The organism is Neobacillus mesonae (assembly GCF_001636315.1).
Lineage (GTDB): Bacteria > Bacillota > Bacilli > Bacillales > Cytobacillaceae > Neobacillus > Neobacillus mesonae.
Window position 1 is genome coordinate 3,353,098 of sequence record NZ_KV440949.1, and the last position, 25,797, is coordinate 3,378,894.

At 36.0% G+C, this 25,797-nt stretch carries 22 protein-coding genes; 12 read left to right on the forward strand and 10 right to left on the reverse strand.

Translation table 11 applies throughout. From position 1 onward, the window contains the following. Positions 1-103: 103 nt before the first annotated feature. Complete coding sequence (locus A6749_RS15705) at positions 104-1,168, reverse strand: YeiH family protein (protein ID WP_066400996.1); 1,065 nt, start codon at positions 1,166-1,168, stop codon at positions 104-106. Positions 1,169-1,302: 134 nt separating this feature from the next. On the opposite strand from A6749_RS15705, the gene A6749_RS15710 reads away from it, so the two are divergent. The 6 genes from A6749_RS15710 (at position 1,303) to A6749_RS15735 (ending at position 9,908) form a co-directional block, all read left to right on the forward strand. Then, positions 1,303-2,205 (forward strand): LysR family transcriptional regulator, encoded by a 903-nt coding sequence (locus A6749_RS15710; protein ID WP_066391384.1) that lies wholly within the window; start codon positions 1,303-1,305, stop codon positions 2,203-2,205. 260 nt (positions 2,206-2,465) lie between these two features. Beyond that, a complete protein-coding gene (locus A6749_RS15715; RefSeq protein WP_066391385.1) occupies positions 2,466-3,701 on the forward strand; it encodes a Zn-dependent hydrolase in 1,236 nt (411 codons plus the stop codon). Positions 3,702-4,122: 421 nt separating this feature from the next. Then, positions 4,123-4,854 (forward strand): YheC/YheD family protein, encoded by a 732-nt coding sequence (locus A6749_RS15720; RefSeq protein WP_066391387.1) that lies wholly within the window; start codon positions 4,123-4,125, stop codon positions 4,852-4,854. 112 nt (positions 4,855-4,966) lie between these two features. Next, entirely contained in the window at positions 4,967-7,294 is a 2,328-nt protein-coding gene (locus A6749_RS15725; protein ID WP_066391389.1) for a YheC/YheD family endospore coat-associated protein, read from the forward strand. Then, entirely contained in the window at positions 7,260-8,591 is a 1,332-nt protein-coding gene (locus tag A6749_RS15730; RefSeq protein WP_066391395.1) for a YheC/YheD family endospore coat-associated protein, read from the forward strand. Before A6749_RS15725 ends, A6749_RS15730 begins: the two co-directional genes overlap by 35 nt. Before the next feature lie 3 nt (positions 8,592-8,594). After that, on the forward strand, positions 8,595-9,908 hold the full coding sequence (locus A6749_RS15735; protein WP_066391398.1) for a YheC/YheD family endospore coat-associated protein: 1,314 nt from the start codon (positions 8,595-8,597) through the stop codon (positions 9,906-9,908). Between the two features lie 135 nt (positions 9,909-10,043). Here A6749_RS15735 and A6749_RS15740 read toward each other — a convergent pair whose 3' ends face one another. The 7 genes from A6749_RS15740 to A6749_RS15770 all read right to left on the reverse strand — a co-directional run bounded on the left by A6749_RS15740 (position 10,044) and on the right by A6749_RS15770 (position 17,220). After that, positions 10,044-10,883, reverse strand: a complete 840-nt coding sequence (locus A6749_RS15740; protein ID WP_127485015.1) for a hypothetical protein — start codon at positions 10,881-10,883, stop codon at positions 10,044-10,046. A 151-nt stretch (positions 10,884-11,034) separates the two neighbouring features. After that, positions 11,035-11,703: a glycosyltransferase family 2 protein gene (locus A6749_RS15745; RefSeq protein ID WP_066391401.1), complete on the reverse strand. Its 669-nt coding sequence runs from the start codon at positions 11,701-11,703 to the stop codon at positions 11,035-11,037. Positions 11,704-12,030: 327 nt separating this feature from the next. Beyond that, the gene (locus A6749_RS15750) at positions 12,031-12,795 is read right to left on the reverse strand and encodes a sulfotransferase (protein WP_066391402.1); all 765 of its coding nucleotides are present in this window, start codon (positions 12,793-12,795) and stop codon (positions 12,031-12,033) included. A gap of 91 nt (positions 12,796-12,886) precedes the next feature. After that, positions 12,887-13,555: a glycosyltransferase family 2 protein gene (locus tag A6749_RS15755; protein WP_066391403.1), complete on the reverse strand. Its 669-nt coding sequence runs from the start codon at positions 13,553-13,555 to the stop codon at positions 12,887-12,889. Positions 13,556-13,696: 141 nt separating this feature from the next. Beyond that, positions 13,697-14,491: a PHP domain-containing protein gene (locus A6749_RS15760; protein ID WP_084797860.1), complete on the reverse strand. Its 795-nt coding sequence runs from the start codon at positions 14,489-14,491 to the stop codon at positions 13,697-13,699. A gap of 373 nt (positions 14,492-14,864) precedes the next feature. After that, positions 14,865-16,337: a glycosyltransferase family 2 protein gene (locus A6749_RS15765; RefSeq protein ID WP_066391404.1), complete on the reverse strand. Its 1,473-nt coding sequence runs from the start codon at positions 16,335-16,337 to the stop codon at positions 14,865-14,867. 103 nt (positions 16,338-16,440) lie between these two features. Next, positions 16,441-17,220: a sulfotransferase domain-containing protein gene (locus tag A6749_RS15770; protein ID WP_084797862.1), complete on the reverse strand. Its 780-nt coding sequence runs from the start codon at positions 17,218-17,220 to the stop codon at positions 16,441-16,443. Positions 17,221-17,533: 313 nt separating this feature from the next. Between A6749_RS15770 and A6749_RS15775 the strand changes: the two genes are divergently transcribed. Beyond that, positions 17,534-18,265: a glycosyltransferase family 2 protein gene (locus A6749_RS15775; protein ID WP_161487150.1), complete on the forward strand. Its 732-nt coding sequence runs from the start codon at positions 17,534-17,536 to the stop codon at positions 18,263-18,265. A gap of 280 nt (positions 18,266-18,545) precedes the next feature. Here the strand turns inward: A6749_RS15775 and A6749_RS15780 are convergent, their stop codons facing one another. Next, positions 18,546-19,313, reverse strand: a complete 768-nt coding sequence (locus A6749_RS15780) for a sulfite exporter TauE/SafE family protein (RefSeq protein ID WP_066391407.1) — start codon at positions 19,311-19,313, stop codon at positions 18,546-18,548. 317 nt (positions 19,314-19,630) lie between these two features. On the opposite strand from A6749_RS15780, the gene cysC reads away from it, so the two are divergent. Together cysC and sat are read left to right on the forward strand one after the other, a co-directional pair. After that, positions 19,631-20,239 (forward strand): adenylyl-sulfate kinase, encoded by a 609-nt coding sequence (cysC, locus tag A6749_RS15785; protein WP_066400998.1) that lies wholly within the window; start codon positions 19,631-19,633, stop codon positions 20,237-20,239. A 6-nt stretch (positions 20,240-20,245) separates the two neighbouring features. After that, positions 20,246-21,385 (forward strand): sulfate adenylyltransferase, encoded by a 1,140-nt coding sequence (gene sat / locus A6749_RS15790; protein ID WP_066391408.1) that lies wholly within the window; start codon positions 20,246-20,248, stop codon positions 21,383-21,385. 117 nt (positions 21,386-21,502) lie between these two features. On the opposite strand, the gene A6749_RS15795 is transcribed toward sat, so the two are convergent. Then, positions 21,503-22,201: a galactosyltransferase-related protein gene (locus A6749_RS15795; protein ID WP_066391410.1), complete on the reverse strand. Its 699-nt coding sequence runs from the start codon at positions 22,199-22,201 to the stop codon at positions 21,503-21,505. Positions 22,202-22,436: 235 nt separating this feature from the next. Between A6749_RS15795 and A6749_RS15800 the strand changes: the two genes are divergently transcribed. The 3 genes from A6749_RS15800 (at position 22,437) to A6749_RS15810 (ending at position 25,759) form a co-directional block, all read left to right on the forward strand. Beyond that, complete coding sequence (locus tag A6749_RS15800; RefSeq protein ID WP_066391413.1) at positions 22,437-23,429, forward strand: hypothetical protein; 993 nt, start codon at positions 22,437-22,439, stop codon at positions 23,427-23,429. Between the two features lie 148 nt (positions 23,430-23,577). Continuing rightward, a complete protein-coding gene (locus A6749_RS15805) occupies positions 23,578-24,300 on the forward strand; it encodes a glycosyltransferase family 2 protein (RefSeq protein ID WP_066391415.1) in 723 nt (240 codons plus the stop codon). Positions 24,301-24,445: 145 nt separating this feature from the next. Continuing rightward, the gene (locus tag A6749_RS15810) at positions 24,446-25,759 is read left to right on the forward strand and encodes a YheC/YheD family endospore coat-associated protein (protein ID WP_066391416.1); all 1,314 of its coding nucleotides are present in this window, start codon (positions 24,446-24,448) and stop codon (positions 25,757-25,759) included. The last annotated feature ends 38 nt before the right edge of the window (positions 25,760-25,797 follow it).

The window sequence follows — 25,797 nt, forward strand, 5'->3', positions numbered from 1 at the left end:
AAGCTTCAATCAAAAGAGAGCAAAATGATTCCAATCTAGCTTTTGTGACAAAAAACCTTTACGAAAAGGGCATGGAACCCAAAATTCCATGCCCATAAGTCTATTAAGCTATAAAATAAGCAACAACAGAAAGTACAACAGATGTAATCAACATTGCAATCAATGGACGCAATGCCTTTGTGCGCAGGTCGCGCAGGCTTACGTTTAGGCCGAGACCAACCATGGCTGTTGTTAGAATAAAGGTGGTTGCGGTGGAAATCCCGTCCATAACTGCTTTTGATACAGGGATTGATTTACCAAGCACATAGCTTCCGAACAGGCTCATTAAAATAAAGCCAATCAAAAACCATGGGAATTCGATTTTTGTATCGCCAGTATTTCCGGTGTTTTTTCGTTTCACCCAATACATGAGAATGAAACATAATGGAATAAGCAGCAGCACTCGGCCTAATTTAGCCAATAATGCAATCGCTAATCCATCCGGACCCGCAGGAGCACCGGCCAAGGCAACGTGGGCAATCTCATGAAGACTGATTCCGCTCCAGATGCCATAATCAATCGCAGATAATGGAAGGATCGGCCGTAGAATCGTATAAACAATCGAAAATATAGTTCCAACTAGGGCAATAATCCCAACGCCAATCGCGGTATCGTCGTCTTTTGCCTTAATGATTGGCGAAACAGCGGCGATCGCTGCTGCACCACACACACCGGTACCTACTCCGACAAGCATCGTTAGGGAGGATTCTGCTTTCAGCAGTTTCCCCAGCCACATGGTAAACAGAATCGCAAAGGCAATCACCCCAATATCTCGGGCAATCAGGCCCAGCCCTTGATGAAGCACCACATCAATATTTAGCTTCAACCCGTATAAAATAATCGCAAATCGTAAAAAGCGTTTTGACGAAAATTGGATTCCCGCCCGAAATTTTTCCGGATAACCGAAAAATTGCCGATACATCACTGCTATTACAATAGCACAGGCAAGGGGCCCAACTCGATCAAAACCAGGGACCTTTGCCAACGCAAAGCCTAGCAACGCAATGATTACCGTAAAGCCGATTCCGCCAAGCCATAATCCGCTTCCGGAAGGCTTTGGCTCAGGTTTTTTCTGCTGCTGTCCGCCCTGGTCGTTCAAAGGTAAAGCTCTAGCACTTTGACTTGCCATTCCAATCACCTCAATTTGTATTTTTCTTAATTCCAGCATACTCCTGATTGGTGTATAAGGAAAATAAAGATATATAATGAGTATAATAAGTAAATCAATATACATCAGAAGATTCCCGAAAAAGGAGTAAAAGCATGGACCAGCATTTAGAAGTGTTTGTAAAGGTTGTAGAAAAAGAAAATTTTTCCAAAGCGGCGGAGGAGCTGCATATGACCCAGCCAGCGGTTAGCCAGTACATCAGAACGTTGGAAGAATCCGTTGGTACAAGGCTATTAGAACGGAGTAATAAATACGTCCGCTTGAATAAGGCTGGGGAAATAGTTTACCATCATGCAAAGGAAATCATCGCCCTCTATACAAAAATGCAATCATTAGTGGATGATTTGACAAAAAGGGCGAGCGGACCGATTGCGATTGGTGCGAGCTATACATTCGGTGAGTATATTCTGCCCCATATTATTGCTAAAATGCAGGAGCAATTCCCTCTCATTAATCCATCAATCCGGATTCAAAATACAAAGGAAATCATTGAACTGGTCAAAAAACATCAATTGGATATAGGTATCATTGAAGGATTGTATAAGCAAGATATTCTCAATTCTGAAGTGGTTTCGAAAGATCGGATGGTCATTGTTGCTGGGCCGCGTCATCCTTTATTAAGTCAAACAGAGGAAATAAAAATCTCGGATTTAGAGGAAGAAACGTGGATCTTAAGGGAGGAGGGATCCGGTACAAGGGAGGCGGCTGAAAATCTGTTTGAGATGTACGAATTCACACCCAAAAAAATTATGGTATTCGGCAGCACCCAGCTGATCAAGGAATCGGTTGAAGCGGGGCTTGGCATTAGTCTGCTCTCAAGCTGGGCAATCAAGAAGGAGCTCACCAACGGCTACATCGGAATCATCAATGCCAAAGGACTCCCATTCAAGCGGAACTTTTCCATCCTAACCCATACCAGCTATCAAACAAAAGCATTAAAGACATTCATCGAAACACTGCGGGATTACCTCGCAGACCCGAGTAAGCATACATTTTAATTGTTAATACCTTTTTTGGGAGTTTGGTGCCTGACACCCTTCGTGGACATTTGTTCGCCTGGGGTGGACACTTCAGCTTTGTTCTATATAATGGAGGAAACTGAATATTTTTGCTAAAACTTTAATAAAATTTATGTAGGACTAGGCCGCCGCTGCTTATAACAAAATAGCCTCAGGCACATGGAAAAAACTCATCATTGCATAATACTCCATAAGATTTAGGAAGCCTGTCAAAACAAATCTAGGGGGTTAACGTAATCATGCAAAAACAAAAGTTGTTAATTAATGGGGAAAGACTAAAGCAGGAGCTGGAGCGGTTTGCAAACTTTGGCCGGACTGAAAATAATGGTGTGACCCGCTTGTCGTTATCAAAGGAGGATATTCAAGCAAGGGATTATTTTTGTTCCTGCTGTGAGGAGCTTGGGATGACCGTCAAAGTAGATGATATGGGCTGTATGTATGCCACACTTGCCGGCACTGAAGATCAACCTCCGCTTGTCATTGGCTCCCATATGGATTCAGTCAAAAAAGGAGGACGGTTTGACGGAATTCTAGGCGTGGTAACCGGATTAGAAGTAGTGAGAACACTCATAGAAAATCAAATAAAACCGAACATACCAATCACAATTGTAAACTTTACAAATGAAGAAGGCGCCCGATTTGAACCTTCAATGATGGTATCGGGTGTCCTTTCCGGAAAATTTGACAAGGCAGTCATGCTGCAGAAGCGGGATCCAGAGGGAATTACATTCGAGGAAGCCTTAAAAGAGAGCGGTTATGAAGGTGACCCCCAAAACCGGTTGAAAGAAGCCACTGCCTTTTTAGAGCTCCATATCGAACAAGGGCCGATTTTAGAAAAAGAATCCATTACAATTGGTGTGGTGGAATGCGTTGTCGGTATGGCCTGCTATGAAATTGAAGTAACCGGAGATTCGAATCACGCCGGAACTACCCCAATGAGTATGAGAAGGGATGCCCTGTTTACAGCCAATAATCTAATCAATGAAATCCGCAAACGCCTGAGCGCCTTAGACCATGAGTTAGTATTTACAGTTGGCAGGCTCAACGTATACCCATGCATTCACACCGTTATCCCAAATAAGGTTGTGTTTACATTGGAAGCACGTCATAAGGACATGGGGATTGTAAATACCGTAAAGGATATCATTCAAGGTCTTCCTGACTTAGGCGTTAACGAGGGCTGTGAAATCAAAACAACCAAATTATGGGATCGGGATACCGTATGGTTTACGCCTGAGCTATGCGACCAACTAGAACAATCCGCTGTCTCGCTTGGCTACACACATAGAAGGATGGTCAGCGGTGCTGGCCACGACGCTCAATTCATCGCCAGCTACGTTCCAACTGCAATGCTGTTTGTGCCGAGCATTAATGGAAAAAGCCATAGTGAAGACGAACTGACGACTTGGGAGGATTGTGAAAAAGGGGTTAATGTTATTTTGGATACGGTTTTAAAGCTTTTAACAAAATATTAATAAATCATTCAAGCGAGGAGTAAACTTTTGTACCCCTCGCTTTTTTTTGGCAAGTATATTGAAAAACTCCCCTTTAATTCCTTAAAAAAATGTACGAAATTCTCTGTATATTTGTCCATATCCATAAAATTTATTTGTCATAAATTAATATTGACTTAAAAGAAGAAAGTGTTTTTATGACTTCAACTACTGCTGAAGTTATGTTTCATGCAGTAGGTCTAGATACTAGAGCAACATTCACTTTCACGGCACCTATTACTCAAGAAACATTTATCGGAGTTTGTAATGAAAAACTTAGTAAACCAAAGGATTCAGGTTATTAAAATAGGGGAAAGATTCCCTTTAGTCAAAGCCTCCTATTTTGAATTTTTAAAATAGGAGGCTTTGACTTTTATAAAAAGCCAAGGAAAGGAATAAAACAATGAGAGTTTCATATGGAAAATGGACAAAACACAGATTAATGTCTCAGGATGAAAGGCTTAAAGATTATCTTCCTGAAACAAAATATTTTAGTCAAGAGTCATTGTGGACCATGGTGGAGAAACACGGCCAGGTGATGATAAAGCCATGTCTTGGTCATAAAGGATATGGAGTAGTCCAAATATCAGCTTTAGAAGATGATCAATATGAACTTCATAAGGAATTTAAAAAAGTTATTTTAACTGGAAAAGAAGAAACATATGAGTATTTAAAAAAGAATTGCATTAAAAGGCAGCGCCACTTTATTGTTCAACAAAAAATCGCTCTCGCTGCAATCAATAATGATCCATTTGATATTCGGGTAATGATACAGCGGAAAAGGAAATCGAGGGATTGGGTCATAACTGGGAAGCTGGCCAAAGTTGCCGCCAGAAATTATGTTATAACGAATGTGGCAAAGGCGGTATTACCCGTTGAAGAGGCAATAAGCAAATCAAATATAGATAATGAGCAGAAACAAAAAACCATAGCAATGCTTGATGAAGTTTCATTGTTAGTTGTCCAGCATTTAGCAAGTTCCTATCCAAGAACACGTGCATTCGGATTGGACGTAGGAATTGACTCTAAAGGTGATATTTGGATTATCGAAGCTAACATATCGCCCTCATCATCTATGTTTAAGTTTTTAAAGGACGGCTCTTACAAAACAATTATAGCCTACAAAAGGGGTTAATTTTTATTAAAGACCAAGTATGTTGGTGTACGCCTATACCGATTATGTAATATTGAATATAAAGTATGGAAAAGGTTAGAAGGACGGTTGTTAGGAGGGCGAAATAATAAAGATGGACACCATTGGAGTTTTACTTTCCAGGAGGGAATGGAATAATTTAAGAAGAAATAAAAATATAAAGGATGGGTTTCGGCACTTTTTTACTAAAAAAGCGAATGAGCTGAAGCTAAAAGTTGTCTTTGTTACTCTTGACCATATGGATATCCCCGATTTCAAAACAGAAGCACTTGAAATTGGGGAAAACGCAGAAATAAAAAAAATGAGAATCGATATCCCATCCATTATTTATAATCCAACGAAATTTTATTTAAAAAAATATATAAAAAAATTAAGGGAGTTATCTAATCATTCTCGAATTCAAGTGATGAATGAACATCATATTATCAAGAGGAAAAACCTAGTTGAATTAATTCAGTCAAAACCAGAATTAAACATCAAGCTTGAAAAGGAAAATGACTCAGATCAAGTACCTTTAAACTTCTATGTATTAGGTCAAAAAAATACCAATATGGAATGGGAAACACCCATTATCTATGTAAAGGACGTTAATGGGGAAAAGTTCTTTTTGGAAAGTGCCTCGCCAATTTTAAAAGAGCAGCAGCAAACCTTTCAAGAAATTGAGGAATTATTGACAGAGCATAGCAATAAGCTATTGAAAATGATTCATTATTATTATCCAGGAATTTACGAGATTGGCATCCTATTTTCAATTAATAAAAGTGGAGACATTTATCTAAGTTCAACTTGTTCCTTTAATATTATCATGAAGGACTTATTTGATTGGAATTTTGAACTCTGTGTCCCGCTTTTTGAAACTGCCTTATCGGTCGCCAAGAAACTGATCCAACAAAATATTACTTCAATTGAAGTAAATAATTTAACCCAACCGCTGAAACTAGCAAGCAGGAATGAATATTTCTCTGGTTGGGTTAAGGAAAGTAAACAACTGAGGCAATATATGAAAAATCGATCTTCAATTTGGATTAAACTAAGACCTTATGAAGATGATAAACTAACACTCCAATTACCTTCAGAGCTCATTCATTATTCTAACAGACAGCTTACCACTATCCAGTTCGGTATTAAAGAACAGACCTGTTATATTATGAAAGCAGGAGCTGTGCTGTTAAACAACAACACTTATCATGCTCCAATTGAAATATTGATTTCAAACACCTTGTTAAATAAAATGCATTTGCAGCCAGATTTAGTTTATCAGCTAAAGATTTTGGGCGACAAAGTCATTATTGGACCCTCCATTGGTTTATTGTTAGGCGAGAAAAATCAGCTTTATAATCCGGCCTATATGGAAAAATTCACGGATAGACTTGGGATATACGAGAAATTCGGCGGCGTAGTCATTGCCTTTTCGACCCGCTCTATTGATTGGGAGGAAAAGATTGCCTACGGATTAATTTATAATCCTTTAATGAAAAAATGGGAATTTGGATCTGCCCCCATTCCTGCAGCCATTTATCGCAGGAACTTTCATCAAAGGAATGGCAGAGTAAAAAAATTAATTAAATTAACGGATAATAAGTTATTCAACTCTTATCATTATAAAAAATCAGATTTGCTGAAGCTCCAGGAAGAAAAGAAAATCAATAAATATTTGCCCAAGACCCACCTGTTAAAAAACATGCCGGATTTGATTCAATTTGTTAATGTAGAACAAAAGGTTATTTTAAAGCCTGTAAGCCTGTCTCGGGGACGTGGCATTTTTGTCATTGAAAAGAATGTTGTTGATGACAGTAATGGTTATATCCTTTATGATCACCGGAAGGAGTTCCGGCTGCAGCACTTCATTCCGGATGAAGTAGGGTTAGAGGAAATGCTAAGAAAATTAGTGATGAATGAAAAGTATTTATATCAAACTTATATTCCACTGTTAAAGGTTAACAATCGCCCTTTTGATGTTAGGGTAGTGATGCAAAAGTTTCATAAGGAACAATGGATCTGTTCGGGGATTGAATGCAGGGTAGCAGGTGAAAAAGAAGTATTAACGAATATTGCCAGAGGCGGCGAGGCCATGACTCTAGAGGAAGTGGTTAGGAAAGCCGGGGATCATTTGAGCTTTGAAAAGGTGCAAAAGGACATCTTAACTTTATGTCAAAATTTCTGCCGCTTAATGGATGAAACGGATGAACATTATGGAGAGTTCGGTTTAGACATCGGTCTGGATCAAGACGGATATCCTTGGATGATTGAGGCGAATATTTTCCCCAGCTTCAAAGGATTTAAAGCAATGGATAATGACACATATCTAAAAATCCGCTACCAGCCGCTTTATTACGCTGTTCATCTTCAGGATTTTTCCATCTTTGAATCAGAGGAGGAAATGAAAGATGAAATTTTTCATCCAAGCTATTCCAACTCCTAACTCAACCATTTCACTTCCGTTAATTGCAATGGAAAAATTATCATTGAAGGGAAAGCAGAACATTACCCTAAGTATTGGAGCTATTCAGCAAAACGCTGCACTTTCTTATCATGAAGATCAAGATAATTGTATCTACATTTCTACTGATTTGATAAATGGGATGACACTGCCTGAATTTATCGAATACGAAATAATTATTTACGATGACATTCTTTTAGTTGGGCCTGTTATAGGGATGTTTATACGCGGGAAACTTGGTGAAATGGACCATCAAAGAATTAAAATTTATAAAAATTATTTAATCGATTACAAACATATAAACGGACTTGTTGTTCTTTTTACGTCTGATGGAATTGATGTAAAGAATAAAGTGGTGAAAGGATTTGTCTTTAATCCGAAAGAAAATGGATGGGAAATGGGCGTGTTTCCGTTTCCTTCCGCAGTCTTTTTGCGAAGAACGATTAAAGAATCTATTAGGAAAAAACTAGATAAATTAATTCAAAATCATTATTTTAACTCCCATGTTTTTAATAAATGGGAAATGTGGGAGTGGTTTTCGGAGGATGAACAAATAAGAAAACACCTTCCAGAGACAGTAATGGCAGAAAATATGGAAGATGTTAAGCAATTAATGAGTGTATATCAAAAAACATTTATTAAACCGCGAGCGGGAATGCAAGGCACGGGAATTTATCAGCTTTCTAAGGAAGGTCAAGAGTATAAATTGAGCTATCGCGTAAAGGGTAAGAATATTACGACCATCTTAGAGAATTGGGAAGCAGCTCAAAAATATTTGCAATCAGACCTAAATCTGGAAAAGTGTATTGTGCAACAGAAAATTCCTTTGCTGCGAGATCATAACCGTGTGATGGATATTCGCGTACTGGCAGCAAAAAATCAACATGGCGTGTGGACCGTTCCGGGGATGGTCACAAAGTTTGGTGAAGTAGACAGTATTGTCAGCAATATTTCGAGCGGCGGCTCGGCGGAAAAAGGCTGGGAATCCCTTTTAGAATTATATCGGGATAACCCAAAACAGGCCTTTAAAAAATATAAGGAAATAGAAAAGCTCGCCCTTACCTGTTGTGAAGCACTAGAAAGAAAAGGGCTTCACTTAGGCTATATTGGTATTGACATCGGGATTGATGAAGACCATCATCTGTGGGTGATTGAAATTAATAATCGCAGTCCAGACATGACCATTGCCTTAGACGCTGATGATTTCCAGCTTTATTATCAAGTTAAATCAGCTCCCATCTATTATGCTAAATGGCTGTCTGGTTTTGGAGGTGAATAAAGTTTGCTTTATGAAATATACTCGGATGGTTTAGCAAGTAATACGATTTTCTTACACGACACAACTGCAGCTTCTCTCGGGATTGAAAACAAGCAAACGATTATCGTTCATTTCGGAAAAAGGAAAATTCCAGCAGCGGTAAACACCTTCCAATCTAATAACGAAAACAGGATTGCAATTAGTGAAAACATAAAAAGCGAACTCTTGATTGACCTCAATGTAAAATATGAATTGGCGTATTCCAATAATGAACTAATTATAGGTCCGGTTATCGGATTATTGCTGGCAAAATCAGAAGCAAGGCTGACAAGGTATTTTGATAATTTTTTAATTTATACCATGTTGTATGAACAAATAAATGGAATTCTATTTGTGTTTTGTGAGCAGCAAATTGATTTTGCCAAAGAACAAATTACCGGGTACGTGTTTGACCCATCTTCACCGGAGAACTGGCGAAAAGCGGAATTGCCGTTTCCAAATGCTATTTTTAGAAGAGTGGAGCTGGCGCAGCAGACGTTGAAAGGTCTGCAGGAAAAAATGGGCTCGGGCTTTTTTAACGCCCAATATTTTGATAAATGGCAATTTTGGAAGTGGCTTTCGCCATATTCGGAACTAAGGGCACATCTTGCGGAAACGACAAATCAAGTGAATTTGACCAGCTTGAACGCCTTTATTGAAAAATATAACGGTGTATACCTTAAGGCTAGAAATGGTTCCCGCGGCAAAGGGATTTATTATATTGAAAAGCATGAAGATCAATATATTGTTATAGAAAACTATAAAGATGATATTAAAACGTTATCAAACAAACAAATGGCTAAATTTCTTTTAAGGCATTCATACTACTTACTTCAGCAGCCCATTCGTCTTCATACCTTTGAGGAACGAAAGGTCGATTACCGGGTTATTTTACAAAAGGATGGAACGGGTAATTGGCAATGTACGGGTATGATTGCAAGGTTTGGAAAGACCAACGCGATTTCCTCTAATTTTAAAGCCAGCGGATTTGCGATGGAAGGAACAAGGGCATTAATGATCCAATTTGGCTATGACGAATTAGCTGCCTTTAAGAAGTACCAGGAGATTGTGACTATTTGTACAAAAATGGCTAATAAAGTAGACGAAACCGTGGGTGCCTACGCTGATTTTGGCATTGATGTGGGGATTGATGAGGATGATAAGATTTGGGTAATTGAAATGAACAAGCGCCCGGATCACGACTTTCCGTTGATGATAAAAGACCGTAGAATGTATTATTCTGTTAAATCCAATCCGGTCTTATATGCGAAGCATATTGCGATGGAAGGGCACAAATGAATAATTTAAAAAGGTGAGGGATGGCTTAGAAACCATCTATCACCTTTTTAAATTATTCATTCATATTGTTTAATTATTCCAATAGTGGGATTTGTTAGAATTTTAACTTTCAGGATACTAGTATTCTATATGTTCTCACTTATCCCAGATTTTAAAACCCCGGTAAAACCAATCATCAAGCACTTCTCCAACACCGTTATGATGTTCTGCAGATGTCCGATTATCTCTTATCCCTTGAATAACGCTAAGATTTTCTCCATGCGCGAGGACATAGGTAACGAACGGATAGTCAATCATTGTATGATTTTTCACATATTGTGGAACTTTAACATGGTTTTTCATAACCCATTTAAAATCCGTTTTATTTATATGTGACTTTTTCGTTGACTTTGGAAAATCTCTATTAGAAAAATAAAATAATGAACTACTTCCACAATATATATAAAATTGATTTTGTGTCCAAACCTCATTTTTAATTACATTTACCATAAATCCTTTATTTAGAATAATTGTATTAGAAATAGGAAGTAAACGTATATATTCTACGAATCGATAGTGTATCCAGTCATCTGCATCTAAAGGCATGAAATAGCCAGAAAATCCATTTCTTCTTAAAAATGCACCAATCACCATACGTTTGCGACGTTTATCAACAGTAGCTTTTCTAGGATTTGATGGAGGTGGGAATGTTACAGATAACCATGTAACCCTTTTATCATTTAGTTCCTCAATATTTGGCTTTTCATGGCCGGCAATAATAATTATAAAATTTGGGTCAGTATTGTTTAATATTGACTTTAAGGTCAAGCTTAAGTTGTTCTGAACTTTTTCCCAATCACGGGAAACCCTCTTACTTTTAAGAGAAATAGCAAATGCAATTTCTGGTTTTTGTTTTTCTATTTCCTTTACGGTGGATTCATGGCAAGATCCATTAACTAATTTTTCAACTTGGTTTAACTGTTGTTTTATATTCATTTTTGTTAACTCACCTTCGATCCAAAGTTTTAATTTAAAGTATGGTCTTTTCATACAGGACAAAACTTATTTCCCCAATGAAGTTTTGCTCGTTTTAGATCATCTGAAATTTTGAAATATTAAAAAGTAATTCGCTGGGCTTGGTCCAAGATTAAGGAGCTTTGGAAACATGGAGTATATAATTATCCGTTATCCTTTTATTAAAACACATTCTTCTAAGTCTTCTTCGTGATATTTTCCATGTATGATGGTTAGAGGCCTTTCGTATATAGACATAGTTAAATGGATTTGTTGTACAGAGTTTAAAACCTCTTAATCTTGCATTTTTTAAAAAGGTACCGTCTTCTCCCGTGTTTTTTGCTGGAAACTGAACTTTTTCAAAGACTCTTTTTCGGAACATAATAGTCCCCCCTCCTATGCGATTGATAGCTTTTCGAATACACAGAAGTTTATACATTTGAAAGTAAGTGAACAGATGTGATTTTCCTACAATATCTGCCTGTTTTTCCTCAAACACTTGCAAAGCCTGAGCTATATAGTGCGGAGAATAATAATCATCGTCATCAAATTTTGCTATGATATCATATTTTGCTTTGCTGACAGCAAAATTCAAACATTGTCCTAAAGTAACTTTCGCAGGAAGTTGAAAAACAGAAACATTAGAATACTGTTCAGCTTTCTTTTTCCAGGTGCTGATTTCCATATCATTTCGGTTTAGGATAATAATTAGTTCCTTGTTTTCCCAATCCTGTTGTAAATAATTTTTAAATATATTTTCCATTTGGATTGGTTTATTAGTGCAGGTAACAATAGAAACCAAACTGCATTTCTCCTTTCTGCTCTTTATTTTTACATCATTTTTTCTAATGCAAATTATACTTACATATTATGAAGAAATTTCATGACGGCTTGGACATAAGCACTCCATAAAGCCTTTTTGAGAAGTATATATACAGCTCTTTTTTTTGCGTTCCTATCCAAATTCTCTAACTGATGACAAGAGAACGTGAAATGTATTATTCTGTTAAATCCAATCAGGTGTTGTAAGGAAAATTTATCGAGCTGGGTTATAAATATATTTGAATCGCCGCTAAAAAAATAGAAAATGACTCTGGAGATAATCCCGGAGTCATTGTAGTAAAGTTATTTACGCCTCAATGGAATAGTTTAATTGTTCCATGATATTCTTACACATATTTTCAATTTGTTGTAAATCGCTAGGGTTATTCGGTCCCTTTTTTATACCACTTATCTTAACATTCAGTACACTGTTCAATTCTTCTATCGTGATATTCGCTGCATCTAATAGCATATTAATTGTTTCAGGTTTTCTTTCAATGATATCTTCATATTTTAGAAAATATGTTTTCGGATCCTTTTTTGCAAAATCCATATAATATGATACATGATTCTTCCATTTCTGTATAAACTTAATTAGGGAATTATTGTAAGCTTCGATTCTTAAATTAAATGAATGGCTTTTCCATACATCTCTTGGATCACGAACAAGTAGTATAATCTTAGCTTTGGGGTAGCATTTCCTGAATAATTCCAGTTCATCTTGACCGTATCTAACTTCTTTAAATCCAATAATATCATGGGTTTCACGATGCTGTGCGTATAGATTATCTAAAAAAGCTTTTACAGATTGATGAACGGCATTATTAATAAATTCATTGGATGGATTCATGGTGGCAATCCAATTGGATGGATTCTCATTTGTATTAAAATAACTTATCCGTTGTTTTTTAAATCTGCTTGAGTAATTATTAAGTTTTTTTTGCAGATTACAAAAGTCCGTTAAAACTCCTTTATGCTCTCCCCAAATCAATGTATTTTCTCTGGCATTAAAAATTCGCTGTAACATTGTAGAACCCGAGCGATGAGTAGCTGAGGAAATTAGAATATCCATGTTTTGCTCCTTTCGAAGATTTAATACTAAATAGAAGCTAATTAATTTTTTTAATAAAGAAGTAGCAGGTTATAATATCTACTAATTTAAATTAGGGGGCCTTGATTACATGGGGAATATAATTATCCGTAACCATAATTTCAGAAGATACTTTTTGAAGTTGTTGTTCAGATATCTTCCATGTATGGTCGGTTATGTCACTTCTAATACATACATAATTATAAGGATTTGTTGATTGGATATTAAACCCACTTTTTGCTGCCTTTTTTAGAAAGATTAAGTCTTCCCCCGTGTTCTTGGCTGGAAACTGAACTCTTTGAAAGACTCTTTTATGAAACATGATAGTTGCCCCGCATATTGGATTATAAGCTTTTCGGATAAACAGCCTTTTACTCTTTAAAAAGTACATATAAATTAGTGATTTTCCAACGATATTGGCTTGTGTATTATTAAATATTTTCATTGCTTGAGTAATATAGTAAGGAGAATAATAATCATCATCATCAAATTTTGCGATAATTTCATACTTTGTTTTGCTAACTGCAAAATTCAAACATTCTCCCAGTGTAACTTTCTCAGAAAGTTGAAATACAGAAACATTAGAATAATCTTTAGCTTTCTGTTCCCATGTTTCAATTTCCGTATCATCACGGTTTAGAATTATGATTAGTTCTTTATTCATCCAATCCTGATGTGAATAATTTTTAAATATGTTTTCTATTTGTGAAGGTCTTTTCGTACAGGTAACAATAGAAACCAAATTGTGTGTCTCCTTTCACAAAATATTTTTATCTCATTTTAACAAAATGTTTATACTCATTTATTATATCTATGCAAATAATTAGTAATGGCTTGGACAAAAGTACTTCTTTACACGTTTTTTTGAGACGGATATTTACCGTTAGAGTTCGAAACCAAACTCCCCAATCGTATGCTCTTCATTATGAAAGTCTGAGCCGCCTGTCATCAGGAGGTTATACTTTTTGGCTAGATTTTTATATCGAATACCGTCTTCCTTCCTATGTTTACGATGCCAAACTTCGATTCCATCAAAGGGAAGCCGTAATAATTCCTTGACTAATGCATCATCCTGAATAAGTAAAGGGTGGGCTAAAACCGCTATCCCTCCAGCGTTATGAATCAAGTTAATTCCCTCATTAGGTGAGAGAACCATCTTATCAACTGCACATGGTTTTCCATCACCTAAATAAAGATCAAATACTTCCTGGATATTTTTCGCATACCCTTTAGCAACCACTGCTTTGGCTATATGAGGGCGGCCAATTACCTCTCCATTACTATACTTTTGAACATCATTAGAAGTGATCCTCATTCCCAACTTACAAAACTTATTGACAATTAGCTGAGCGCGGTTATGGCGATGTTCCTTCATTTTCTGCAAAACACCTAATAGCTCTTTTGATTCGTGGATGTGATAACCTAAGATATCAATATTTTTTCCTTTATAATTTGTGCTTAATTCGATACCTTGAATAACCGTTACATTTAATGTTCTTGCTGTTTGTAATGCTTCTTGAATTCCATCTATAGTATCGTGATCCGTTATGGCAATCGTCACTAATCCTTTTTGTGCTGCCATTTTTACAACTTCACTTGAGGAATAACTTCCATCGGAAGCGGTGGTATGCAAATGCAGATCAAAACAGCCTTTCTCGAGGATTTTCTTAAATTCCAATCAAATTCAACTCCTTTCTACTTTATTGAATGAGCATTTGTCATTTTAGCAGGACAAGAAAAATAGTGGAGCAACTCCTTTTAGGAAAATTAGATTTTAAGCTGAATTTTAAAGGGGATTGTGAAATTATGTAATAATAGATGAATGAGTTTAAAGAAATAGAACGAAGAAAGAAGCGTACGTTAGAAATGCCCTTCGGCCCTGACAAACCTTATTTCACGTATACGGACTCCATCTCAATAGATTTGATCCTATTGAGATGGAAGCTATACCCTTTGAAATACTAGGGGCGTTTCCTTTATCGTTGTAAAATGTCAATCCTGAAGCTGCCCCAATATTGAAAGGCTAATAAAAAGTTCAAAACGCCTAAGGACTAAACCTTGTTTCGTTTTCGTCCATCATTGGCAAATAATCCCCTTGGTCCTTTCTCTTTTATCAAGTATTGCAGCGCTACCAAATAGTCTTTCATGTGTAAATCAATATCTTTGTCGTCCTTCCCATTGGAAACACATTTTGAGGATGTCACGATGGATAGTCCATTCAATATGCCCTTTAATTGGGCCAAGGGGGGACAATGTAAGCTTTCCCAGCCAATAATGTTTAATCCCTTCCGACTCATCGCAGTATGTTTAGATAATAGGGAACTTGCTCCAAGATCTTTTCGATCTACAGCTAGATTAAAAGCATATTGGAGCGCCAGTAACAAGGATATGGAGCGCTTTAAATTATTTTTGGTGAGGACCAAATCGGCGCCATTTGCAATTCTCTCAATATAATCACAAATTTCCTTGTATTTAAATGAACTCGTACCATTAATGGTCAATATAATATCACCTTGTGCTGCTTTTGCCCCAATGGCTTGGTACGCCTCATAGACTAATGGATCATTCACCGTAATAATTTTAGCGCCATATTCCTTTGCGATCCTTTTTTCTTCTGCAAGGTCAGAATTCATGACAACAATCAATTCATGGGCTGGTAATTTTGCTAGGCATTTAAACTTCGAATGAAGTCTGAACACCTTTTGTTGAAGCGTCATTACAACGGACAATGTTTTTTCATCATAATTCGCAATTGGAGTAATTTGATTGAGTTGGGGTGTGAGCGTCTCTCCAATAGCATTATTAAGCATCTCGATTTTTTTCGGCCCAGAATGATCATCTAAATTTGGCAGTTGTAAAAGTGATAATCCCTCTACATAATCACCGATAATTACTTTTTGCATAAAGGATAAATTTGTGCCTGTTTTTTGGTGCCCTATTCTACTTTTGTTTTTAGATAGATCAATTTGATAACTATTGGAAATTGGCAGATTACTTTTAAATGTTTTTAGTGTTGCGATTCCAGGATTCATCATAGATTCGATGCCGATTTGATTTAATGCATACCGAGTTAAGGCGATAGGGACCGCTGTTAATGTATCTAAGCCAAAATGTTGTTCCCCCATCAATGCATTGAATACCCGTTTCCATATTACCACAGGGTGCACGCTGTTTGGTTTAAGCGGTATATGATTCAAAACGACTTCTGCTTGGTTGGTATATATCGGTTCAAGAAATTTTTGTAATTGTTGGCTGGGAATAGAGATATCAGCATCTAAAAACAATAGGACATCCCCAGATGCATTGGCAGCCCCGACAGCACGCCCCACATCATGTCCTAAAGGTTCTGGATCACTAATTAACTTACAATGATAGTTTAATGCAATCTGTTCTGTATTATCTGTACAACCGTTGGCAACAATAATAATTTCATATGGACATAATGCCTGGCATTGCGAAATAACAGATGGCAAGGTATCTCCATCGTTATAGGCAGGAATAATAATAGAAAGCCTGTTTGTCATACACATATCACCTCACATTATTCTATGTTATAAATTCATTATATTGTGGGGTACAACCAATTTTTTGACGTAAAACCCATGCTAATAGCACTACAGACACACATTACCAATTATTGTCTTTTTCAAATCCGTATGTGATTAATAATTGCCCAGCTTGTTTCTTAAAGATTTGCTTCATTTCATCATCAAATTCGTCCTTCCAGTTCCCAATTTTCCCTTTTCGAAATGTATATGAAGATTTTGGGTCAATGTTTTGCTCCATTTTATTTATGATGTCATTTAAAGGGATTGGCGGGCTATCTTCCCATAAATAGTTAACCAACTCTCGTAATTTCTGTTCTCTTGATTCTTTCGATATCATTAAGTCCTCATAGGATAAGGAAAAGGTATTTTTATGATTGCTCCATCTATAATAAGGTTCATAGCCTCGATAAAAAGGGAGTTTTCCTTTTCTGAGCAGTACCAGCATACGTGATTTTGTTGTCAAATATTTGGTGTTAAATGCAAAATGTAAAGGGTGGTCGACCCATAGATCTTTAATAAAGTAAGAGAGGGAAACAAGAACGTCACGCGGGTCACGATAAATAAAAACATGTTTCATGTTTAATTCTTGTAACAAAGCTGCATATTGATTCGAGAAAACGACATGTCCAAACCCGAATTCATTAGCAGATAATTTTTTTAGTCTATTGCGATGATCTATGAGCTTTTTTCGTTGATTCATACCTATGCTTAAAAAGAATTTTTTCGATTCATCATTAATATCCATAAAAACATCGGGCATTCCAATTAATAGCTGATGTAATAAATGAGTGCCGCTTTTTGGAACGGATGATAATAAAAAGGGAGATAGACTTTGTGATTGACTGATGTTTAGCCCCACCTTTCTTTATAGTCTTAGTTATAGTATTCAAATACAGTATCTCTCTCCTGAGCGTTTGTCTTGTTTTGAAAAAGAAAACGCCATTTTTTAACTAAATAATGAGGAGTGTCCCATTCCAATGTTTTCTGCAGCATTTCGTTAACAAACGGATTCAATTAAAAGACATGTTAGCTTTTATTAATAAATAGGGCGTATTAACCCAAGCCTTTTTTAAGGAAATTGAATATCTTTTTAATATGAGATTGTCCGTTGTCCCAAGTTGTTGTTGAGCAATGGAAACAAGTTAGTTTTTTACCAGTGAGGTGAATAAATATTGACCGAAGTAAATAAAGGTGTTTCGATTGTTGTTTCAACAAATAAAGAAGGTTTCTTAGAAAATATTTTCCTGAATTTTGAGAATCAGAATTGGGATACGAAAGAATTAATTATCATATTAAATAATGATTCTTTAATACTTGAAGAATGGGTAAATAAGGTAGAACAAACTAATCATGTAACTGTATATCAACTTTCTCAAAGCGTTTCCTTAGGTGAATGCCTGAACTTTGGAGTAGATAAAGCGAAGTATGAATATATTGCGAAATTTGATGATGACGATTATTATGGCCCATCTTATTTAGCGGAGGCGATGGACGCTTTTGACAAAAAGAATGCAGATGTCGTGGGAAAACGTACTTATTTTATGTATAATTCCTTAAAGAAAGACCTGAGACTCCGTTTTCCTAGAAGGGAACACAAGTTTTTTTCGAAAGTTCATGGTGGAACGATTATAGCAACGAAAGAAGTGTTCCAAAAAGTTAGATTTGCAAATATTTCAATAGGGGAGGATGTTGATTTTTTATATCACTGCAGACAACAAGGTTTTAAAATTTATTCAACAAGCCGATATAATTATACCTATATTAGAAGAGGGGATGGAAGCCATACTTGGAAACCAAAATTACAGTATTTACTGGCGACATCTTTAAGGATTATAAAAACAAATGACTTTAAATCGTATGTAAATAATTATTCTGATGATAAGCATGGACGACACTTTTCATAATTGGATATTGACAATTATATTATTAAAATTTCGCAAACATTCAATCCGATCTTAATGGAGGAAAAAGGAATAGTTAAACCAAACATTTTATACAGCTTAGTAAGGAATTGGAGGATTATTTTGGAGTTAAATTTAATTGGGATAGCTATATAACATAATAGTAACCGTTCCTTTGTATAGAAGGCGGTTATTCTTTGTTTCTGAGAAAAACTAGTGATAAAAAAGAGGCATTTAAGCCTCTTCTTACTTGTTTTATAGAGGGGGGAACCGCAAGTGTTAATTAGAATATAATCTTTATTCCACTCATGCATAAAATCAATGCCAAAATAAATCTTAGTGGTTTTGCCGGTACTTTTGTAGAAAGTTTGCTGCCTAATATAACCCCAGGTATTGATCCTATTAACAGGTTAAACGCCAAGTGAAAATTCACATTTCCAAGCCCTGCATGTAGAATTCCAGCCACAGTAACTAAACCAAAGGCATGTGCAATATCGGTACCAACGACGCTTGATGTTCTAATACGATAAATGTACAACAATGCAAGGGCAAATAAAGACCCTGACCCAATGGATGTTAAACCAACAATAAAACCTAGAAAGAATCCAATTAGAATCGTAAGCACTTTTTTTCCTTCAACGGGGTTTTTCGTCACTATGCCGGTTTCGAAGTGGTCACCGAAAAAGTTCTGAAAGACCATTGCCGCGGCTACGAAAATGAGAACATAGCCAATGGAATGCTTAATCATCAGTTCTAGATTTTCAAAATAAACACCAAAAACTTTGAGTAAAACGATGGCAATTACTGCACCTGGAATACTTCCCAACGAAAAGTACAACACTAACTTTCCGTTAATCGTTTTCTGTCTCCAATGCTGGATTGTTCCAAATAGTTTTGTTATAGAATTATAGAATAAATCGGTTCCAACTGCTACGACTGGGTTTATCCCTATTAACAGTAATACTGGAGTTAAAAGTGACGCACCTCCTACTCCAGTCAAACCAACAAGAAAACCAACAAACACCCCCATAAAAATAATCCCTATTTCCATTTTCACTTCTCCTATCAAATCTAAAGATTCAACATGCCTCCAAACTGTTGATCATTTCTTACTTCCTGTTATTTTATGTAAACACCTCTTAAATTGGACTAGTAATATTGCTGAAAAAATCATGTGATAATTATCTAAAAATAGTAATGTCCCCCATTTTTAAATTCTTGGGCTTGTGTTTGTTTTCTGCACCTGCCGTTTCCATTGTCTTAAGCAAGTCATAAGCTGTATTACGAACATGAATCAGGGCGTAGTTATTTGAATGGATGGAATAAATTCGAAAGGAGAGTATTATATTGGAAAATAAAAATAACCCTATGAATAATGTTTTCTGGCATCAATCGGCAATAAAAAAAGAAGATCGAGAAAAACAAAATGGTCATAGAAGTATAATGATTTGGTTTACAGGGTTATCGGGGTCAGGAAAATCTACAATAGCCAATGCACTTCAACATAAATTATTTGAAAAAAACATCAGTGTTTATTTATTAGATGGAGATAATCTCCGGCATGGCATAAATAAGAATCTCTCATTTTCTGCTGAAGATCGACAAGAAAATATTAGGAGGACAGCCGAAATCGGAAAGCTGTTTGTGGATGCTGGAACCGTGGTACTTGCAGCACTCATATCTCCATTTGAAAAAGAGAGGTTAAATGCACGAGCGATTTTTAAGCAGGGTGAATTTATTGAAGTATATATCAAGTGTCCAATTGAGGAATGTGAAAATAGAGACCCAAAAGGACTTTATAAAAAGGCTAGAAAAGGAGAAATAACACATTTTACGGGAATTGATCAGCCTTATGAAGAGCCAAAAAATCCTGAAATCGTTATTGATACAAATAAATTATCAATTGATCAATCAGTTGAAATTCTTATTTCATATCTTTTCGATAAAGTCGGCCTCTTACTAAATTCGAAGGAGTGATTTAATTTGACATTAAGTATTCCTCATGGCGGTAAATTAATAAATCGCGTAGACTTAAATTATAATTATTCGGATCTTACATCTGAGATTGAATTGGACACAATGTCACTATCTGATTTAGAGTTAATCGCAAATGGAGCATACAGCCCGTTAGTTGGTTTTCTAGGGAAAAAAGATTATGAATCGGTCTTACAGAATATGAGACTGGAAAATGGAATTGTTTGGAGTATCCCGATTACCCTTCCCGTTACAGAGAACGTTGCTCGGAAGCTAAAGATTGGAGAAAAGGTCAGACTTACGTATGAAAATGAAACCTACGGTGTACTAAATCTTCAAGAACTATATACACCAAATAAAAATGAAGAAGCAGAAAAGGTATATCAAACAACAGACTCTTATCATCCAGGTGTCAAAAAGCTTTTGGAACGCCCCAGTATGTATGCCGCAGGGCCCATTATTTTAACCAAAGTTCCACCCAAGCATCCTGATTTTAAACGCTATTATAAAACGCCTATAGAAGTGAGAAAGGAATTTCAACAAAGGAATTGGAAAACAGTGGTTGGATTCCAAACAAGAAATCCTGTTCACAGAGCACATGAATATATCCAAAAGACAGCACTAGAAATGGTTGACGGCTTGTTTCTAAATCCTTTAGTGGGCGAAACAAAATCCGATGATATTCCAGCAGCTATTCGATTGAAAAGTTATGAAGTATTACTAAAAAACTATTATCCTGCAGATCGTGTATATTTAGGTGTCTTTCTTGCAGCCATGAGATATGCCGGCCCAAAAGAAGCAATTTTCCATGCTCTTGTTCGTAAGAATTATGGCTGTACACATTTTATTGTTGGACGAGACCATGCAGGTGTAGGTAATTATTATGGAACCTATGATGCACAAAAAATTTTTAAACAATTTAGCGCAGAAGAGCTGGGAATAACTATTCTTTCCTTTGAACATAGCTTTTATTGTAAAAAATGCAAAAGCATGGCTTCAAGTAAAACGTGTCCGCATGACAAAAGTGACCATTTACACCTATCGGGTACAAAAGTTCGGCAAATGCTTCGTAATGGGGAAATGCCGCCTCCAGAGTTTAGCCGCCCCGAGGTCATTGAAGTCTTAATCAAGGGGTTAGAGGATTCATGAAGTTATTTGTAACAGGAATTGATGGCAGATTCAAATAAAATTAGGCCAGCAAATGATATTCATTTGCGGGCCTTTTGCTTGGTATAGAGATAGCTGTCTCTCATACATAAAAACTCTCTATTCTTTGTTACGCTCATTAATCAGTTTCTTCATTTCTTCCACATTTCCTCTGTTTTTAACATAGCGCTTATATAAATTAACGTTTTTTCGATAGTTAGGATTACCACGAGATCCAACCTTAGGATGCCATAAATGATAGATTGAGGTACCTGTTAATCTTTTAAAAGGCCCACATACAGTATTCATAGCATCTTTGAATGCATTATCCTCTTTTCCCCATCCTACAAACCTTTCATCAAACCCCTTTACCTTATTAAAGTTATCTCTCGTAATAATGATTACCCCGCTAATTGGTTCAGCCTTTTTAAATTTTCGTTCTTTACAATTAACTTTACAGGGTAAAGGCCATTGTGGGGTATAATTTAGAAGTTTTTCAGAACTTGGTTTGGATAGGTCTTTCCATGTGAAGTAAGGAATTACCCAAGCATGCTGCTTAAGCAGCTCTATCCCTCGAATTATAAGTTGTGGATTATAAAATACATCGGCATCAGCAATGACAAAAATATCCCTTGTTGCTTGTTTAGCTGCGTTATTAATGGCCTGGGATCGATTAAATGGTTTACTGCGAGATTCACCGATACACAATTCCACTTCGGGCATCAAGGTTTCATAAAAGGTCTTTACCCATTTGAATAATCTGTCTCTTAAACCATTGTCTGGTTTGTAAGGAATCAAAACAGATACATTGTTTAACATCCTTTTCCTCCTTTGCCTTAAAGAACTCATTTTAATAAACAAATGCTTGTCTATACTAAACAACCTGTTATGTTTTCTTGCATTATCATATTCGTAATAAGCTCGTATGAAAAGGACATTGTCCTATCTAGATAGTATTTTTAAAAAATGGCCAATCAAATAAGAAGATTTTACTAAAGAACCTAACCAATAAATTTTTTAACGAATAGGATATAGAAACCATAGGAATGTTTTTATGTGGAAAAAGCAGAAAGACGGAAAAGGATGGTGGAAAATGAAAACAGGAGAAAGAACCAAGAAACCTTCCGCAGCAGAAAAAACAATGAAGGAACATAGCTATAAAGCTTTGGAAGCTGAGTATTATAAAGAGGATGTAAGTAAAACTTCAGACATTACCTATATAAAAAAAAGATTGGACAAAATTGATAAGCATTTAAAGAAAAATAAAGCAAATGATCGTACTGGAGCAAATGGGGTAGAAGTTGCTTTTGGTATTTCTTTGAAAAGTAAAAAGGTTTCTCGAAATTGGATTAAAGTTCAAAACAATTTATCAAAAACACTGAAATCCATATTAAATAATACAGATCAAAACTTCCGTATAATCATTGCCGGGCATGAGAAACCGAATATAGAAGAAATGAATCATGAGCGTGTTACATGGTTATCGGTTGCATTTTCACGTCCAAGATACATTCATCAATATAGTTTAGATAAATTTCGAAAACGTCGAGTCATTGGTGCTTATTTAAGAAGAATTGGGTTTAATGGCTATTTTATGCCGCTTGATGCGGATGATTGGATCCATTTTCGATTTGTTGAATATATTCGGACAGCACCCATTTCAGATGCATTTATTTTAAATAAGGGGTTTATGGCTAATTTAAAAAATAACCAGGTATGGTTAAAGGATCGTTTTTTTATAGGCTGCGGAAGCAGTGCTGTTTTTTATTTTTCCAACAGAGATTTTCCTAGGACATCAAGAAATAGGGATGTTAGAAAAACAAAATTTAAATGGACAATTTGGCCTCATCATAAAATTACACAATACCTGAGAAGTAAAAACTATAGAATGGTAGATTTCCCATTTGTTACTTGGGTTCTCTTTCATGGCGATAATAATAGCGTAATAAAAAGAAAATCAAGCAGCAGGGTATCTCCTCATAAACATAATCGCATTTCCAAAAATTTCGGAGATTGGTTTTATAACTACTTTAAGATAAATAATTAAGCCATCATTAATTTACCTATTTGGAAGAATCATTTGTTTATGAGGGTAAGAATTTGGACAAGACTAACATCTGTACTCATACCTAAACATGTTTCCAGCAATTGAATAGGATATGGTGAAATATCCATTAGAAAGGTTGGGAGCATTTTTGAATGAGGTACCACAAACAGAGGTAAAGGGAGTATCCATTGTAACAGTAACAAATAGGCAGGAGTTCATTGAAAATGTTTTTTCAAGCTATGAAAGTCAAATCTGGCCAGAGAAGGAATTAATCATTGTATTAAATAACGACTCTATGAATCTTCTTGAATGGGAAGAATATGCACAAAAATACAATCAAGTATCCATATATCAACTACCAGAAAATGTTTCTTTAGGGAACTGCCTTAATTTCGGGGTAAAGAAGTCAAAATATAGCTATATTGCCAAATTTGATGATGATGACTATTATGGTCCTCTGTTTTTAACAGAGGCAATGTACACTTTTGATAAGATGAATGCTGATGTCGTGGGCAAGCGCACCTGCTATATGTATAATGCTCTGACGAAAGAGCTTAGAATGCGTTTTCCAGATCGAGAACACAAGCGTGCTTCCATCCTTCAAGGTGGAACGATTATGGCAAAGAAAAAGGTAATGGAAAAGGTGCCCTTTCCTGATAAAAATGTTGGTGAAGGATTAAGCTTCACACAGAGGTGCAGGGCGAGAGGGTACCGTATCTATACAACGAGCAGGTATAATTTCGCCTATATTAGACATGGGGATGATTCACATACATGGAACCCCTCCAGCAAATACTTTCATAAAACATCGAAACAAATCGCCTTTTTAGAGAGTTTTGAAGATATTGTAAATAATCATCAACCTGAATAAAATATATATTCCAATGAAAGGATCTTAACTTTGCAAGTTAGGATCCTTTTTCATAAGCCTAAAGTAGGTTTTAGCCGTTTCATCAATAAGATGTTCTTCATTTAATGGTATTAATGTTACTGTACCCAATCAAGGATGGTGAAACATGATAAAAATACTCCACAAAGCGGAACCTAACACGATTGAAATTTCTACTAAGCTTGCAGAAAACTATGATATTAATTGTGCAAAAATGATTGTAAGAATTGGAGCTTGGATTAGGGAATTAAACGTTAACATTAACGATGAATTACCCGAAGATACCATTGGCTTGCCAGAACAATTAAAACAATCTTTTACACTTCCGGAAGAACTCTCCTACGAAATTGTTATGAAAGATCGATATTTAACAATAGGCCCAATCATTGCATTTGTTGCTTTTCGAGGTAAATCGAGTATGTCACCAAGAAAAATGGAATTATTTAGACTGCGCTTCGCTGATTACCAAAAGATAAAGGGACTTGTGTTTATTTGTGCAGCAAATGGAATTGAGCCATCAACAAAAACAATAGAGGGGTATTATTATAATCCTAACGGGAAAGACCGTGAATCTAGATGGATTTATGGCGTGTTTCCATATCCGAACGCTGTTTATAAAAGAAAGCCTGTTTCCGGTTTTCGCTACAATGATTTGATTTCATCAATTGGGAATCGGGTGATTAATTCATTCTTTTTTATAAAAGACGACATTGCAAAAATGTGTCAAAGGGATCAAAAATTCCAACAGTATTTTCCATATACTGAAATGCTTCAGGATGAAGAGCAGCTGAACAGCTTGATCACAAAGCATCAATTTGTTTATTTAAAGCCCGCAAATGGATGCCAAGGCATTGGAATATATAAAGTAACGCTGGACGGACAAGGAAATTTCCAATTTATCAATAGAAGAAGAAAGATGTTTACGTTAGCAGCAGGACAGCAATTAAAAAATTTTATCGATAAATGTAAAAGGAAAAACTATATTATCCAACAAGGTATTGAATCAGGAGCTGATCATAAACAGGTTGATTTTAGGGTATATGCCCAAAAGGATCAAAAGGGGCAATGGGTTTGCCAGGGAATGATTGCTCGAGTAGGCAAAAAAGGCGCTGTTGTAACAAATTTATACTTTACTGAAAAATTATTGCCAGGTCTAAAGGCTATTGAAACAACCTTTAAAGTGGACCATAAAACTGCTGAAGGAATCCAAGCTGACATTTATAAACAATGTATTGGTGTCTGTGAAGAAATAGATAAGAGGTTTGGGAATTATGGTGATGTTGCCATAGATGTTATGGTTGACGCAAATCATCGAGTATGGATCTTGGAGATTAATAAAGACTTCGGTTATCAAAGTCTTGTAAAGCTAAAGAATCGTCCATTACTGCGGACACTTTATACGACACCTTTCGAATATGCAAAAATGTTGGCTGGTTTTTAATGAAACGGAAAGTTGAAGCATGATAACAATCAGGAGGT

Bases quoted from the DNA above. Each gene is read 5' to 3' on its own strand.
- A6749_RS15705 (WP_066400996.1), bottom strand. From the start codon at position 1,168: ATGGCAAGTCAAAGTGCTAGAGCTTTACCTTTGAACGACCAGGGCGGA.
- A6749_RS15710 (WP_066391384.1), top strand. From the start codon at position 1,303: ATGGACCAGCATTTAGAAGTGTTTGTAAAGGTTGTAGAAAAAGAAAAT.
- A6749_RS15715 (WP_066391385.1), top strand. From the start codon at position 2,466: ATGCAAAAACAAAAGTTGTTAATTAATGGGGAAAGACTAAAGCAGGAG.
- A6749_RS15720 (WP_066391387.1), top strand. From the start codon at position 4,123: ATGAGAGTTTCATATGGAAAATGGACAAAACACAGATTAATGTCTCAG.
- A6749_RS15725 (WP_066391389.1), top strand. From the start codon at position 4,967: ATGGACACCATTGGAGTTTTACTTTCCAGGAGGGAATGGAATAATTTA.
- A6749_RS15730 (WP_066391395.1), top strand. From the start codon at position 7,260: ATGAAATTTTTCATCCAAGCTATTCCAACTCCTAACTCAACCATTTCA.
- A6749_RS15740 (WP_127485015.1), bottom strand. From the start codon at position 10,883: ATGAATATAAAACAACAGTTAAACCAAGTTGAAAAATTAGTTAATGGA.
- A6749_RS15750 (WP_066391402.1), bottom strand. From the start codon at position 12,795: ATGGATATTCTAATTTCCTCAGCTACTCATCGCTCGGGTTCTACAATG.
- A6749_RS15765 (WP_066391404.1), bottom strand. From the start codon at position 16,337: ATGACAAACAGGCTTTCTATTATTATTCCTGCCTATAACGATGGAGAT.
- A6749_RS15780 (WP_066391407.1), bottom strand. From the start codon at position 19,313: ATGGAAATAGGGATTATTTTTATGGGGGTGTTTGTTGGTTTTCTTGTT.
- cysC (WP_066400998.1), top strand. From the start codon at position 19,631: ATGAATAATGTTTTCTGGCATCAATCGGCAATAAAAAAAGAAGATCGA.
- A6749_RS15795 (WP_066391410.1), bottom strand. From the start codon at position 22,201: ATGTTAAACAATGTATCTGTTTTGATTCCTTACAAACCAGACAATGGT.
- A6749_RS15800 (WP_066391413.1), top strand. From the start codon at position 22,437: ATGTGGAAAAAGCAGAAAGACGGAAAAGGATGGTGGAAAATGAAAACA.
- A6749_RS15810 (WP_066391416.1), top strand. From the start codon at position 24,446: ATGATAAAAATACTCCACAAAGCGGAACCTAACACGATTGAAATTTCT.